This window comes from Melioribacteraceae bacterium, assembly GCA_035362835.1.
GTDB lineage: Bacteria > Bacteroidota > Ignavibacteria > Ignavibacteriales > Melioribacteraceae > DSXH01.
Map to the genome: position 1 here is coordinate 19,939 of DAOSDY010000004.1, position 15,825 is coordinate 35,763.

Annotated in this window: 10 protein-coding genes; 6 read left to right on the forward strand and 4 right to left on the reverse strand. The window is 41.5% G+C overall.

Annotated elements, in window-relative coordinates:
• Positions 1–76: 76 nt before the first annotated feature.
• Both PLZ15_13045 and lon read right to left on the reverse strand, forming a co-directional pair.
• Positions 77–592 (reverse strand): GAF domain-containing protein, encoded by a 516-nt coding sequence (locus PLZ15_13045; GenBank protein HOI30675.1) that lies wholly within the window; start codon positions 590–592, stop codon positions 77–79.
• Positions 593–631: 39 nt separating this feature from the next.
• The gene (gene lon / locus PLZ15_13050) at positions 632–3,085 is read right to left on the reverse strand and encodes an endopeptidase La (GenBank protein ID HOI30676.1); all 2,454 of its coding nucleotides are present in this window, start codon (positions 3,083–3,085) and stop codon (positions 632–634) included.
• 248 nt (positions 3,086–3,333) lie between these two features.
• On the opposite strand from lon, the gene PLZ15_13055 reads away from it, so the two are divergent.
• The 6 genes from PLZ15_13055 to PLZ15_13080 all read left to right on the forward strand — a co-directional run bounded on the left by PLZ15_13055 (position 3,334) and on the right by PLZ15_13080 (position 11,555).
• Positions 3,334–4,101, forward strand: a complete 768-nt coding sequence (locus PLZ15_13055) for an inositol monophosphatase family protein (GenBank protein ID HOI30677.1) — start codon at positions 3,334–3,336, stop codon at positions 4,099–4,101.
• Between the two features lie 208 nt (positions 4,102–4,309).
• Positions 4,310–6,544, forward strand: a complete 2,235-nt coding sequence (locus PLZ15_13060) for a DUF5916 domain-containing protein (GenBank protein ID HOI30678.1) — start codon at positions 4,310–4,312, stop codon at positions 6,542–6,544.
• Between the two features lie 124 nt (positions 6,545–6,668).
• Entirely contained in the window at positions 6,669–7,364 is a 696-nt protein-coding gene (gene cmk, locus PLZ15_13065) for a (d)CMP kinase (protein ID HOI30679.1), read from the forward strand.
• Between the two features lie 64 nt (positions 7,365–7,428).
• Positions 7,429–9,261, forward strand: a complete 1,833-nt coding sequence (rpsA, locus tag PLZ15_13070; protein ID HOI30680.1) for a 30S ribosomal protein S1 — start codon at positions 7,429–7,431, stop codon at positions 9,259–9,261.
• A gap of 179 nt (positions 9,262–9,440) precedes the next feature.
• Positions 9,441–10,796, forward strand: coding sequence for a tRNA (N(6)-L-threonylcarbamoyladenosine(37)-C(2))-methylthiotransferase MtaB (gene mtaB / locus PLZ15_13075; protein ID HOI30681.1), 1,356 nt, complete (start codon positions 9,441–9,443; stop codon positions 10,794–10,796).
• Between the two features lie 15 nt (positions 10,797–10,811).
• Complete coding sequence (locus PLZ15_13080; protein HOI30682.1) at positions 10,812–11,555, forward strand: hypothetical protein; 744 nt, start codon at positions 10,812–10,814, stop codon at positions 11,553–11,555.
• A 52-nt stretch (positions 11,556–11,607) separates the two neighbouring features.
• Here the strand turns inward: PLZ15_13080 and PLZ15_13085 are convergent, their stop codons facing one another.
• Positions 11,608–12,837, reverse strand: a complete 1,230-nt coding sequence (locus tag PLZ15_13085; protein HOI30683.1) for a hypothetical protein — start codon at positions 12,835–12,837, stop codon at positions 11,608–11,610.
• Between the two features lie 15 nt (positions 12,838–12,852).
• Complete coding sequence (locus PLZ15_13090) at positions 12,853–15,786, reverse strand: TonB-dependent receptor (protein HOI30684.1); 2,934 nt, start codon at positions 15,784–15,786, stop codon at positions 12,853–12,855.
• Positions 15,787–15,825: the final 39 nt, after the last annotated feature.

The following is a 15,825-nucleotide window of genomic DNA, read 5'->3' on the forward strand; positions in this document are numbered from 1 at the left end:
AATTTTGGCTGTTATATTGTCTTATTGGTGAAATTCTTAATAGCGAAGTAAATCAATCCTATTCCATCATACGTCTTTAATTGATAATTGGCTTTTGGTAATTTAATCCAAGTTTATTTACGAGAAGATTACATAAATTTTCTAAATTTATTTTATCTGTATTATTAAATGCCGAAAAGTTATAACTGTCCAGATCTAGCACACCGAATACTTTATCATCCTTAATAAGCGGTACTACAATTTCGGAATTTGATCCGCCGTCGCATGCTATGTGACCAGGAAATTCATGAACATCCGCTACAATTAATGTCTCTTTCTTTAGTGCGGATGTCCCGCAGACTCCTTTGCCCAGTTCAATAACAGTGCAGGCAACCTTCCCCTGGAATGGACCGAGATATAAACGGTCATCATTTAAGAGATAAAATCCTACCCAGCTTATCTTATCGAATGCCTCTTTTAACGCGGCAGTAACATTTGCTAAGCTGGAAATTAACGGCTCAGCCGGATTTATCAAACTTTCAATCTGCGGAATAATCTGCCTGTAAATCTCCTCGTCGGAATTATCCTTATTTATATTAATGCTTTCTGACATATATCAGTAATCAATTCCTAAATGCCGATTTAATCTTTGTTATTTCTTCTTATTATTTGTCTGCTTCTTTGCTTTTGGCTTCTGGTTATCCATTATCTTTTTCACACTGCTCTTCGTTTCAAAAACATACGGCAGCGCTTCATTAATTGTAGCTACTGGAATTATTTTCAATCCCTGTTTAACCGCATCCTTAATTTCCGTAAGGTCTTTTTCGTTTTCTTTTGGAATCAGGACAAGTTTCATACCGTTTCTCTGGGCCGCGAGCAGTTTCTCGTTCAATCCGCCTATCGCAAGAATTTTACCGCGCAATGTAATCTCTCCTGTCATGGCAACATCATTCCTTGCAGGTTTGCAGCTGAATGCCGAATACATTGCCATTGCCATCGTAATACCTGCCGAAGGTCCGTCTTTCGGAATTGCGCCTTCGGGAAGATGAATATGAATTTCTTTCCCTTTTGTGAAATGAGGTTCCAATCCGAACTCTTTTGCGTTCGAACGGAGATAACTCAATGCTGCCTGGGCCGATTCTTTCATAACATTCCCGAGTTGACCAGTAAGAGTTAGTTTTTCCGCGCCGGTCATAACTGTTGCGTCAACCTGAAGAATCTCTCCTCCTACACTCGTCCATGCCAGTCCGGTAACGCTTCCTACGCGGTGTTCCTTTTCTGCTTTAGGACTTCTGAATCTCGGAACGCCCAGGAATTTTTCGATCATCGTTTCATCAAGAGAAAATTTCTTAACCGGTTTTTTCTTTTTTCCGTTCCCCGAATTGGAAAGTATTATTTCCCGGGCCGTCTTTCTCAATACAGATGCAATTTCTCTCTCCAGGTTTCTTACACCTGCTTCACGTGTATAACCGGTAATAATCTTTTTAATTGCCTCGTCCTTAAAATCAACTTTATACTTTTTCAGCCCGTGAACATCTATCTGTTTCGGTATAATATGTCTCTTGGCAATTTCAATCTTCTCATACTCTAGGTATCCCGGCAGTTCAATTATTTCCATCCTGTCCTGAAGCGGCAGGGGAATGTTGTATCTAACGTTTGCCGTCGTAATAAACATTACCTGAGAAAGATCGTAATCAACATCAAGATAGTGATCGTTGAATGTATGATTCTGTTCGGGATCCAGAACTTCAAGCATTGCGGAGGAAGGGTCGCCCCGGAAATCCATACTCATCTTGTCGATTTCATCCAGCAGCATAACGGGATTAACAGTCTTGGCCCGTTTCATCGATTGAAGTATCTTCCCTGGCATCGAGCCGATATAAGTTCTTCTGTGGCCGCGAATTTCAGCTTCGTCGCGTACACCGCCTAAAGAGATCCGAACAAAATTTCTTCCGAGCGCTCTGGCGATCGATTTACCGAGAGAAGTTTTGCCGACACCCGGAGGGCCTACAAAACAAAGAATCTGTCCGCGCATATTCCTCACAAGATTCAATACCGCTATATGTTCAACAATTCTCTCTTTCGGCTTATCAAGCCCGAAATGATCTTCATCTAGAATATTTCTTACATTCTTTATGTCGAGGTTATCCTTCGTCCTTTTATGCCACGGCACATCTATAAGCCAGTCGAGGTAATTTCTTATAACTGTTGCTTCGGGTGAACTTGGAGGAGTCTTTTTCAGTTTGTTGAGCTCCTCAATCGCTTTCTCCTGAACCGGCTTAGGCATCTTGGCTTTAATTATCTCATCCTTCAGTTTTACAAATTCAGGAGAGATCTCCTCCTCGTCGCCAAGTTCATCCTGAAGAATCCGGATCTGTTCCTGTATTATAAACTTGCGCTGTGTCTTGGCGATATTCTCGTGAACCTTTCCTTCAATCTCTTTTTCTATCTTAAGTATCTCAATCTCCGAATTCAGGATTTTTATAATTTCATAGAGCTGCTCCTTTATCGAAAACTTCTGGAGTATTCTCTGTTTTACATCCATAGTCTGATTGATATTCGCTGCTGCATAGAATAATTTTCTGTCGGGTTCATCGATGCTGTCGAATGAATTAACCGCTTCGGGGGGAATCGATTTATTAATCTTTACATATTCCTTAAAGAGGTTCGACATTTGCCTCATCAGGGCGTTCATCTCGCGGGGCTCTTCGTGCTCGGCCTCAATTACTTCGATCTCTGCTTCAAAGAAATTTGCACGTTCGGTAAATTGAACTATCCGGCCCTGAATCACTCCGTCGACAAGAATTTTAAGCAGGCCGTTAGGAAGTTTTAATATCTGAATTATTTTAGCAATCGTTCCTTCCCTGAAAATATCCTCTTTTGCAGGTCCTTCTATATTCGACTTTTTCTGTGCTGCCAGAAAAATATATTTCGAACCTTCAAGCGCGTAATTCGCGGCGTTGATCGACTGCTCCCTGCCTACCAGTACAGGAAATATCATATATGGAAATATTACGTTATCCCTCAAAGGGAGTACGGGTAGTACTTTCGGTATATCTTCAACCATTGAATAATCCTGCGGGTGCGTCTTTATTTCATCACTCATCAAATCTTACTCCAATTCTATCTTTTTGACCCAAAGATACCAAATAAACGATGGGCTATCAAGGTTGATAAATAGTGTTAACCTCATTCTGCTGAGAAGAAAAAATGATTCTGAATGTAGAATGTTGTAACAATTAGACACAATACAGAAAGTAAAATATTTTATGAATATTAAATTCCGTTGAAATAGAATAATTGATTCGGATCTGTTTTGCTATATTTGACTTCAAGAATTCAGAGGGTTTTTAATTGATAGATAAAATTATTGAGATTGCCAGGGAAGCCGGAGAGATTGTCCGCGAGGGTTTTGGAAAGAATTTTTTGATAGAGACGAAGGGAAGTCTTACGAATTTGGTTACTGAATATGATAAGAAATCCGAAGCAGCCATAATAGAATTTATTAAGAAGGAATTTCCGTCACATTCTGTCCTCGCCGAGGAAAGCGGAAATCATAAATCCGGCACTGAGTATTTGTGGGTAATAGATCCTCTGGATGGTACAACAAATTTTGCCCACGGCTTACCGATTTTTTCGGTTTCAATAGGAGTTCAGAAAAACGGCGAGACAATTTGCGGTGTTGTCTACGATGTTATGCGCGATGCTCTCTATAGTGCCGAACTTGGATGCGGTTCTTTTTGTAATGGCAGAAAGTTGAATGTCAGTACCAACTCCGACGTTAGAAGATCAGTGCTTGTAACCGGTTTCCCTTATAACGTTGCTGAAAACCCCGACCACGCTTTCGAACACTTTATCGCATTCCTTAAAAACGCAAGGGCTGTCCGCCGCCTCGGATCGGCCGCAATCGATTTCTGTTATACTGCTGAAGGAGTATTCGACGGATTCTGGGAAGTCTTCCTTCATCCGTGGGATATGTGCGCCGGTAAACTCCTTGTGGAAGAAGCCGGGGGGATTGTTACCGACTTTAATGGCAATGCGATTAATATCTTTTCAAAACAGATTCTGGCTACAAACAAGCTGATTCATGAGAACATGATCACAATTCTTAATGAGAAATAATCATTCAGGGTTTTGAATTCACTTTCAGTTTCTTAATAACAAAAGTAGATCTCACAATTATTCCCGAACTTACCCGAAGCGGGTAATTATTTTTACCCCCTCTCCTAAAAAATATTTTGAGCTTTCAGGTAACATTTTGATGCTGAATACCATCTAAATATTGTGTCAGTTTTCTTCAACTATTAAGTATCATTCAAAAGGGGGGAGTATGAGAAAAAATATCCTGTTTTTACTTTTTTTTATTGCCGGCCATCTTCTTGCATTTAATATAAATTCCGGAAATAATCCTTCGGAGAAACCGGTTCTCCAGATAAAAAAAATCGATAAATCTTTAGAGCTTACGGGTAAACTCGACCATCCGATCTGGAAACTTGCTGAGCCGGTTGAACTTACTTATGAAATCCGTCCCGGGGATAATATCCAGGCTCCAGAGAGAACTCTTGTAAGAGCCCTGTACGATGATAAACACATCTATTTCGGTTTTGAATGTTACGATAAGAATCCTTCCCAGATCCGCGCGAATATAACAGACCGCGACAGAATGTTCGACGATGATTATGTTATAATTGTACTCGATACTTACGGTGATTTCCAGAAGGGATATGAATTCGCCGTAAATCCTTACGGCATTAAAGGTGACTTGCTTGCTACAATGAATAATGAAGACGCAAGCCTCGATCTTATTTGGCATTCGGCTGCTTCTATTAATGAAAACGGATGGACTGCCGAGATTGCTATCCCTTTTACAAGTCTCACTTTCCCGGATAAGGAAGATCAGAATTGGGTAATTGGAATTGTCCGAAATCTTCCCCGCACCAGCAGGGTTCAGATCTCCTGGACTAAGATCGACAGAAACATTCCGGGCTTTCTGCCTCAATCCGGTTTAATTCAGGGCCTTAAGGGAATTAAATCCTCAGCTAATGTCGAACTTCTTCCGTATGCGATAGGACAAAAAGGTGGACAGCTTGCCAACTTCAATGATCCTAAATCAGGTATCAAATTTAATCCGCTGGAAGGAAGAATTGGAGGAGGAATTAAATATTCGCCCGGTCCCGATTTCTCTCTCGATGCCGTTATCAATCCCGATTTCAGCCAGATCGAATCCGATGCTGCTCAGATTAGCGTTAATACAACTTTTGCCCTCTACTACGATGAGAAAAGACCTTTCTTCCTGATTGGTAACGAACTCCTCCAGACTCCGATGTATTACTCAAGATCAATTAACGACCCTCTGGCAGCTGCACGTATTAACGGTAAATCCGGCTCGTTGTCATATATGTATATGAGTGCGTACGACAGAAATACCGTTATTGTTGTTCCGGGGGAAGATAGAAGCAATACAATCCCTACGGATATTAATTCACTCGCGAATATCGGACGCCTCCGATACGACCTCGGTGATGAAAACTATATCGGCTCTATGATACTTACAAGAAATTTTGACGGCGGGCATAACTACGTCGCCGGTCTAGACTGGAATTATAAATTCTGGAGTAACTGGTATTTCAGCGGTGAAGGTTTTTATTCTCTTACAAAAGAATTAAATAACCCGCAGCTGTTCAGTTCCCAAAGAGTATTCGGAAACTCCGGCAAAAATGCCGCGTTCAACGGAGAGGAATATTCCGGAAGCGGAATTCATCTCGCCCTTTCTCACCAACAGAGATCCTATAACTTCTCATTCGTAATAAATAATTTCACACCTACATATCAGACATATAACGGACTTTTTTCATCCAATAATTACAGACAGTTCTTTCTAAGTAATCAGTTTGTTTTCTATCCTGAAAAATCATTTGTTGAAAGGGCAACTATAGGGCTTCAGGGTGAATTGAGGTTTAACTTTGACGGATTGAAAAAAGAACAATCGCTTGTTCCGTATGTTTCATTTACATTAAAAGGGCAGACCGGTATCTACGCGAATTACATTCTTGTTAATGATGAAAATTTCTTCGGAAAAAGTCTCAAAAATGTTAGAAGATTTTATGCCGAGATTAGCACCCGCCCCATTAAGGAAATTTCCTTATATGTCGGCGGGAATTTCGGAAAATTCATTTACAGGTCGAGTCTGCCCGTTATCGGTACAGGTCATAATATCGATGCTTCAATCACTCTAAAACCGACTGCCCGACTAAATCTTTCCTTCGCATATTCGCGGGCAAGGCTTTCGAATGAAGAATCGGGGAATCTGCTTTATGATGGAAATATCTTCAGAACCGTAGGTACATATCAGTTCTCGCCGGAACTCTTTTTCAGGACTATTTTCCAGTACGATTCCTTCTCCAAATCGATCCAGGTTTATCCTCTTTTCAGCTATAAATTAAATGCATTTACTACCTTCTTCGCCGGTGCTACAAGCGACTATACCGATTATAAAGGTGATATCGGAATTGCTAATACAAGTCAGCAGTATTTCGTAAAAATCCAGTATTTGCTCGGAATTTAGCTTTTTTAGACTTCCTTCGTTTTTTCTCTCAGAATCCGGCCTCGAATAGGCCGGATTCTTTATTTGTGCCCTTTCCAACTTTTAATTTGCAGCCCCCGTTTAATTTTAATATTTTTGCAAGCCAATGTCGAAGAAAATTATTATTGCCATAGACGGTCCGGCCGGTTCAGGTAAATCCACTGCTGCAAAGAACTTAGCCCGCAAACTGGGTTTTACTTATCTGGATACCGGCGCAATGTATCGGGCCATTACATTTTTATCAATTCAGAATGGAATTGTTGAAAATGTTCCGGCTGTCATCGAAATGACAAGAAGTCTTTCGCTTAAACTGAAATATGAAAACGGTATTACCAGAGTTTTTGCAAATGATGCTGAAGTTACAGAACAGATCAGAAGCGCCGAAGTGAATTCTAAAGTAAGCGAAATTAGTACGATTCCCGAAGTCAGGGCTGAGATGGTTAAAATTCAGAAAAAGATAGGCCAGGAGGAAAATCTGGTTGCTGAAGGTAGGGATGTTACTACCGTTGTTTTCCCGGATGCCGACGTGAAGTTTTTTATTACCGCTTCGATTGATGAACGTGCCAGAAGACGCCTGCGCGATTTTCAGAACAGCAGCGTTGATATTTCCTATGATGATGTGAAAGCAAATCTTGAGAAAAGGGATAAGATCGACAGCGGCAGGGAGGTATCTCCTTTGAGAAAATCTGAAGATGCATTTGAATTCGATAATACCGGTTTAACCCCGGAAGAGGATCTTGAATTCCTTTATAAAAAAGTAAAAGAGATTTTAGCCGCCAAAAAACAATATATGTTAAACTAAAACGCAATACTGCTTCAACTTTAACCGGCGGCGTTATAGAAGTAAGCAGATGGTAGGAGGACTGATGTCCGAGTTAGAAAAAGATACTCTTAAAAAAGTATCTGACCCCGGTAAATTTATCAATATCGATGAATACTCGCCGGAAGAATTACATGCATTATCTAAACTTTATGCCGAGTCGTTTCGCGATATCAAAGAAGGCGAAATAATTGCCGGCACTATAGTCGGTATCACCGGTGAAAACGTCGTGGTTGATGTCGGCTTCAAATCCGATGGTACTATTTCTAAATCTGAGTTCAATGCAACCGAGGAAATTAAAATCGGTAACAAAATTGATATCGTTATTGAAAGCGTTGAAGATGAAGAAGGAAATCTTGTTTTAAGTAAGAAACGTGCCGACTTCCTCAAGATTTGGGGAAGGATTATGGATGCATTTGAAAATGAAAAGATCATTCCCGGTAAAATTCTTAAAAGAATTAAAGGCGGAATGGTTGTTGATCTTATCGGTATCGAAGCGTTCCTTCCCGGTTCACAGATCGATATCCGTCCGGTCCGCGATTTTGACGCTTTCGTCGGCCAGACAATGGACTTTAAGATTGTTAAAGTAAATATCCCTACAGAGAATATTGTTGTCTCTCATAAAGTACTTATTGAAGAAACTATCTCGGATCAGCGTAAAGAAATTCTTGAGAAACTTGAGAAGGGTCAGATCCTCGAAGGTATCGTTAAAGCAATTACCGATTTCGGCGTATTCGTCGATCTCGGCGGCGTTGACGGTCTTATTCACATAACCGATCTCAGCTGGGGCAGAATTAATCATCCGAGCGAAGTTGTTAAACTTGATGAGAAGATTAAAGTTGTTGTAACCGATTTCGATAAAGAGAAGAAGAGAATATCACTCAGCTTGAAACAGCTCCTTCCGCATCCGTGGGAAAAGATCCAGGAGAAATACAAGATCGGCGATAAAGTAGCCGGACGCGTTGTATCCTTAACCGACTACGGCGCCTTCATCGAGATCGAAAAAGGTATCGAAGGATTGATCCATATCTCCGAAATGAGCTGGACTCAGCATATCAGCCATCCTTCTCAATTCGTTTCGATGGGACAGATCGTTGAAGCCGTAATCCTTAGCCTCGATAAAGATGAAAAGAAAATCTCTCTCGGTATGAAACAGCTTACTCCGGATCCGTGGCAGGACCTTCTTAAAAAATATCCTGTCGGCTCATCCCATTCGGGTGTCGCCCGTAATCTTACGAACTTCGGTGTATTCGTTGAACTCGAACCCGGTATCGATGGACTCGTTCACATCTCCGATCTCTCATGGACTAAGAAAATCCGTCACCCCGGCGAAGTAGTAAAGAAGGGTGAAAAGATCGATGTGGTTGTCTTAGGCGTTGATACTGAATCGAGAAAAATATCTCTCGGCCATAAACAGATTAATGAAAATCCGTGGGATAATTTCGAAAAAGAATATGCCGTTGGTAGAAAAACTGATGGGAAGGTTGTACGCATAATTGAAAAAGGATTGATTGCCGAACTGCCTCTTAATGTGGACGGATTCATTCCCGCAACTCAATTGTCTACTTCTAAGATTAAAAATCTTTCCTTCTGCTTCCCGGTCGGCGCTAAACTCGAACTTAAAGTGGTCGAGTTCGATAAAGAGAATAAGAAAATTGTACTGAGTGCAATCGGTGCACTTAAAGAGAAATCCGACGACGAAATCTCCCAGTACATAAACGAACATAAACTGGAAAAAGTAACTGTCAACGATATTCTGCAGGCAGACGCAGGTAAATTTGATTCATCCGATTTTAATCTGTATGAAGACAAATCCACTCCGGCTCCTCCTGCCGCTCCGGCAGTTGAAGAAAAGAAAGAAGAACCGAAAGCTGAATAATTTTCCGGCTTTCATTTAAAAATATTCGGGCTGTATTTAATCATTGCTGCTTATCGATTGAATGCAGCCCGTCCTTTTTCTATTAATACTCTTGATCTTGCTCTTGTTCTTGATCCTTATCTTGCTCTTGCTCGTGTTCATCATTCAATAACAAGTTATTAAAAAAAAATATAGATAATATGTCATCCAAAGTTGCATTCCATACTCTCGGCTGTAAACTGAATTTTGCGGAGACTTCCACAATAGGGAAACAGTTCCTGCAAAAAGGTTTTTCGATTGTTGATTACAGCGAAAAAGCGGACGTGTACGTTATCAATACTTGCACTGTAACCGAACATGCTGATAAAGAATGCAGACAGATTGTACGCCGGGCGCTTCGCAATAATCCGGAAGCTTACGTTATCGTAACCGGCTGTTATGCCCAGCTCCGGCCGGAAGAGATTTCGAAAATTGATGGCGTGGATGCTGTTCTGGGGAGCGGCGAGAAATTTAATCTCTTCAATTATATACCGGAATTTAAAAAGAAGTATTTATCGTGTATCTATGTCTCTCCTACAGAAGAACTCAATTCCTTTAATTCCTCCCATTCAACAGACGCGGACGACCGGACCAGGGCATTCTTTAAGGTTCAGGACGGCTGCGATTATAAGTGCAGCTTCTGTACAATTCCGCTTGCTCGCGGTAAAAGCAGGAGTATGAACCCCGAAGAAGTGATTGCACAGTTTAAAGAACTCCTCGAATGCGGTTATAAAGAGATTGTTCTTACAGGCGTAAATGTAGGCGATTATTCCTCAATAAATCTTGATCATGCTCTTGCTCTTGATCATGATCAGGAAAAAAATAAAGGAACAGATCTTTACCGCCTTCTTAAAATGATGCTGGAAGTAGAAGGTGATTACCGGATAAGGATCAGTTCTATCGAACCGAATCTTTTAAATGATGATATCATTCAGCTCGCAATCAACGATCAGCGGCTCGTTAATCATTTCCATATACCTCTTCAGAGCGGATGCGATAAGGTACTTCGACTCATGCAGCGCCGGTACCGGACTGATGATTACAGGAATCTGATTCTCAAACTCGCAAGTAAGATCGAAAATGTAGGCATCGGTGTCGATGTTATCGTCGGGTTCCCCGGTGAAACAGAAGAGGATTTTCTCGATACATATAATTTCCTGCGGGATCTTCCGGTTTCTTACCTGCACGTTTTTACATATTCCGAACGGCCGAATACAAAAGCTATCGAAATGCCCGGACACGTAGATGTAGCCGAAAGAAAACGCAGAAATAATATGCTCAGAATTCTCAGTGAGAAAAAGAGAAATGAGTTTTACAGAAGTATGGTCGGCACGAATCTGAAAGTCTTGGTCGAGCATGAAAATATGGATGGATTTATGAAAGGATTTTCCTCAAATTACGTGCGCGTAAAAATTCCTTTTTCCGCGGACTTTATAAATAAGATCGTTGAAGTAAAAATTACGGAGGTTGATGAGAACATTTGTACTGCCGGAACTTTAGAAAATGTTTTCTCATAAAATGCAGGTCTTCAAATGAAAAAATTCTTTTTCTTCTCAATTCTTTTTACTTCAGTCATTCTTTCGCAGAATTCTACCGAATCTATCTTATCGTTGAAAAGTCAAATTAACTCTCAAAGCAGTCAGTCTTCATTGAATTATCAGCCATCTGCTCTCCAGGATCAGAGCCAACCTTCGCGTAAAAATCCCGGTCTTGCAATTCTATATTCGTTGCTGCTCCCCGGTATGGGGGAGTTGTATGCCGGCGGTTATGATACAGGAGTCTATTTTACTGTGGCTGACGGCCTCCTCTGGGGAACACTCGCAGGATTCAGTATCTACGGCAACTGGCAGGAGAAGAATTATAAATCATTCGCCGAAACAAATGCCGGAGTTATTCTCTCTGGCAAAGAGAGCGAATTCTTTGCTAATATCGGCTCATATCTTTCTGTAGAGGATTATAATAAAGTACAGGAACTTAACAGGGAATTTGCTAAAGCATACGATACTCAGAAATTCTACTGGAAGTGGGAGAATAACGAAAAGAGAAGGGAATACCGCGAAATGTGGTCATCCAGCGAAAGCGCTTTTAATAATCTCCGTTTTGCCGCCGGTGCTCTTATTCTTAACAGGCTAATAAGTGCCATTAATGCTGTCCGGCTTGTATCTGCATATAATAAAAATCTTCAGCAGGAATTAAGCTGGAATGTTTATTTCTCTTTAATGAATAAACCTGATTTGCCTCAATCCTTTCAAATCAACTTTATCAAATCGATGTAAAAAAAAAGAGCGGCTGTAAGCCGCTCTTTTTAATTCGTGCCTTCAGTAACTATTAGTTAGCCGGAAGATTTGGATTAGCGTTTCTTTCACCTCTTGGAATCGGCATATAACGCCATACGTTTCCAGTTAAGTGCCATGTTCCTGTTCTGTGCTGATCCATTAAACGGGTTCCCGTAACAAATAATTCCTTATCGCGCTCAACTAATACGCCTGCAATGTCAACAGTAGCAAGAGCCGGAATCTGGTAGTTTGCTCTTACTTCATTAACTAATGCTAAAGCGTTTGCAGAGCCGGAACCTCTCAATGCGCATTCAGCTAACATAAGATGGTTTTCCTGCCATGACATTACCGGGAATGCATTTCCTTTTTCAGGATACTTTAGCTGCCAGTAGTATGTAATACCGTCGGTACCTAATACGGTGCCCAGTTTTACTCTGTTGGCTTCTTTTGCTTCTGCCGTAATGTAACCGTTCATTCTGCTGTTTACAGCAATCTGAACACGGCCGGCGCCAGCAAATCCCCAGTAATAAATGTTGCTTACATCATTGTGGGCTGCTGTGAAAGTGGCGTCGCCTTTGGTCATACCCTGCGCTGCGTATGTTGCTGCATTGGCATAATCCTTAAGTGCCAGATATGCTTTCGCGATTAGTGAATTAACCTGACGCTTCTGTAAAGCTGCTGTGGATGCCGGAAGTGGATTGTATTTTAATGCTTCCTTCATCATGTTGATTGCATCGTTCAGCAATGTTGTCTGGGGAATGAACTGTCCTGCGTCAATTGTTGCGCCGGGTTCGTTCGCGTTTAGTCCGAATGCAACAGCCAGGTAATATCTGGCGAGTCCGCCGTAAAGATTTCCGATAAATAATCCGTCATCTTTTGTTGCTGTGTTTGTAAAAGAGATTTCTCCGAGACGTCTTACGAAATCATCGGCGTATTTCCTCATTTGTCCTACTGCCTGGTAAATTCCGGCAACGGTAGCATTGTCTATAAGTATCTCCCCTTTATCGATCTCTTCGAAAGTTGGGAAGCTTGCAGTTGCTATTTTTCCGGTATAGATCATCTGGTCCGACTGCAGATCCATTAAGCATGCGATCTGGCTGGCAGTCGTAGAGAATCTCTGTTTTACACCGTTTGCCACGAATGTAACCTGCGATTCCGATGTTAATAGTTCATCCTGTGCGCGGTCTATAACCGGTTCAATGTTGGTTATATAATCCTCGCATGCAGAAATGAACAAGAACAAAAACGGAATTATCAAAAGAAAGATTTTATTTTTTCTCATTTTGTGTTCTCCTCTTTATAATCCTAGCCTAACCCAGAAGTTGACTGTTCTTGGATTCTGCAGTGTTAAGAAATCATTTCCTCTTGCGATTGTTCTTGAACCGGTGTAGTTCAATTCAACGTCTGCACCTGAATATTTTGTGAACCTTGCAAGATTTCTAACCGATATGCCGGCGGCAAATGTTTTTACATAACTTGTGAGATCGAAATCCCTTAGAAGATTTGTAAAATCATAGCTTAAGCTTACTTCGCGGATAATGAAGTAGTCGGCATCTTCAATGTAGTTACCTGCATATCTCCAATCCAGACTTGCGTATTCTTCTGCAGCTCTCTTGTATTCTTCTGTTCCTGGTGTAAGAGGAGTAACTCCTGCCGGAGCCGAACTCGGCAATCCGGTCGATGTGGCTGCTACTATAGGAGGAAGACCCAATAACTGAGTCAGATAATTGTAGTGTGTTCCGTTACCGCGTCTGTTTGCGAATAACTGAGTATTGTTAAAGATCTTAAGATTCAATGCCCATTCAGTAAATACATAGAGATTGAAATCCCTTAAGAACTTGAAGTTGATTGTGAATGACCCTGTATGATCAGGAACCGGGTTACCCAATGCTTCCTGGGTAGCTGACCTTGCTGAAGCAGTATATACACCTGATGCGTTGTAGGTCGGTCCCGTTGAGTAATATGTATAGAATTCATACTTCGGAAGACCTTCTTTAATTACGTTGTTAACACTGAAGATCGGCTGTGCGCCGCCCAGATCCTTAACTTCGTTTGTCTGATAGTTCCAGATCAATCCTAACTGCAGACTGTAATCAGGTGTTCTGAATGGTGAATACTGAATGAAAGATTCAAATCCTGATGCGTCAACTGCACCCACGTTGAACGGTTGTGTTGAAGCTGTTAAACCGGTCGATGGTGCGTTAACTTTTCCGATAATGGAATTGGATGCTTTTTGAATGTAATAAGTGAATTCGAAAGATAATGAAGTGAAAAGTTCTGCTTCAAATCCGAATTCATATTCTTTAACTCTTTCCGGCTGAATTTCTGGATTACCGATTACGGATATAACTGCGCCTGCGCCGTAACCGCCTGTTTCAGCAGACCATAACAACGGAATACCGTCCAGGTTTCCAGGAAGCACACCGCTCTCTCCGTATGCTGCTCTCAGTTTGAAAAGATCAAATAATTCTGGGAAGAAATCATATTTGTCCATTCGAACTGCAAGAGATGCTTTTGGATATGTAATGGATGGAGCTTCTTTACCGATTGAGCTTGCATAGTCTTTTCTGATACCGAGTGTTAGGAAGTATTGATCGAGATAACTGAATGAATGCTCTGTGAAGATACCGCCGTCTTTAGTTTCTCCGAATCCTTCTCCGTATCCTTCAATAACGCCTGCCGCGCCAAGAGTCGTAATAAGATCTGAATTGAATCTTGCGCCTAGTACGTTTGTCGATTTGTTGATTCTGTTGAAGAACTGACCGCCTACAATTGAACGGATGTTGATCATGTCGAACAGTTCATATGTATAAGCAGCGTTGAAATCGTATGTATACTGTTTGTTGAATCTTTCGAAGATACTCTTCTGGCCTGCGGTGATCAATCCGCCGAAGTTAACTCCGTAAGGGAATAATCTTACCTGGCGCCAGCTGCTGTTGTCTACGCCGAATCCGAGATTTACTTCCAGGTTCTTTATCGGGTTGTATGTAGCGAAAACAGAACCGATAAACTGCGTGATCTCGTGAGAGTCTTTGAATTTGTAAATGTCAACTTCTTTTACGAAACCGAACGGTCTGAGATCGAGAATTGTATTTCCTAATGCACCGTAAATGATGTTGTCATTATTCGGTCTATAGAGCATATTCTCAATATATCCGGTGCTCAATTTAATAGTAAGATTTTCATATGGGAATGTTGTTAGGTTCAATCTTACTGAGCTTCTGTCCCCGGAGTTGCCCGGCATAATACCGTCTTCATACCTGTTTTCAAATGAAGCAAAGTATCTCATCCAGTTGTTTCCGCCTGCTGCATTGAAATAATGCTCGCGGATCGGTCCGGTTTTGAACTGACGGTTTATTGCCTCAACCGTTTCGAAGTTTTCTTTTTCGTACTTATAGGATTGTTCGTTGTAACCGTAATTGAATCTGTAATCGATTGAAATTCCTGCACCGGCCTGCTGCATTAATTTACCCTGTTTGGTTGTAATTAATACAACACCGTTGGAACCGTTAGCGCCGTACTGAGATGCTGCTGCGGGTCCTTTCAGGAATTCGATCTTGTCGATGTCATTCGTGTTGAGGTTGGCAAGCGTGCTTATACCCTGGCCGCCGGTTGCATAACCGATAACTTCCTGGTTGTCCATTCTAACGCCGTCAACGTAAATAACCGGCTGACCGTCACCGTTTAATCCGCCGCCGCCGCGTACGAAGAACCGCCATCCGCCGCCAACGTTTCCTGTTGCTGCTGAAAGCTGAACACCGGCTACCTTACCGCCTACTAATTGCGAAAGCCCGCCGTATGTGTTTACCTGCTGTAAATCTGCTGCAGATACTCTTCCTACAGAAACTTCGGCAACAGCTTTCGAAGTCTTGGATGCGATACCTGTTACAACAACCGCTTCACTCTGGAATACGTCTTCTTCAAGAACAAAGTCCTGAGAAATTGAATTACCCGTTAAGGTAATATTAACGGATGTTGATTTGTAACCGACAAATGAAACTGTTAATGCTACAGTCTGACCCGTAGCGAGGTCTCTGGGAACTTCAAATAAATATTTTCCCTCCATATCAGTCGCGCCGCCTATGTTTAGCACCTTAATGTAAACGTTGGCGCCGATCAATTGCTCTCCCTGAGCATCGGTTACTTTACCCATTACCCGAAAGGTGTTTTGACCCATTATTAATGTAGGCAAAACTAAAATGAGTAAAAGAGGCAGTATTAGTCTTTTCATGTTACCTCATGTTGTAGTTTGTTGTTTGGTTAATTAAAG

Coding starts and splice junctions, on each gene's coding strand:
- PLZ15_13045 (HOI30675.1), bottom strand. CDS start 592: ATGTCAGAAAGCATTAATATAAATAAGGATAATTCCGACGAGGAGATT.
- lon (HOI30676.1), bottom strand. CDS start 3,085: ATGAGTGATGAAATAAAGACGCACCCGCAGGATTATTCAATGGTTGAA.
- PLZ15_13060 (HOI30678.1), top strand. CDS start 4,310: ATGAGAAAAAATATCCTGTTTTTACTTTTTTTTATTGCCGGCCATCTT.
- cmk (HOI30679.1), top strand. CDS start 6,669: ATGTCGAAGAAAATTATTATTGCCATAGACGGTCCGGCCGGTTCAGGT.
- rpsA (HOI30680.1), top strand. CDS start 7,429: ATGTCCGAGTTAGAAAAAGATACTCTTAAAAAAGTATCTGACCCCGGT.
- mtaB (HOI30681.1), top strand. CDS start 9,441: ATGTCATCCAAAGTTGCATTCCATACTCTCGGCTGTAAACTGAATTTT.
- PLZ15_13080 (HOI30682.1), top strand. CDS start 10,812: ATGAAAAAATTCTTTTTCTTCTCAATTCTTTTTACTTCAGTCATTCTT.
- PLZ15_13085 (HOI30683.1), bottom strand. CDS start 12,837: ATGAGAAAAAATAAAATCTTTCTTTTGATAATTCCGTTTTTGTTCTTG.
- PLZ15_13090 (HOI30684.1), bottom strand. CDS start 15,786: ATGAAAAGACTAATACTGCCTCTTTTACTCATTTTAGTTTTGCCTACA.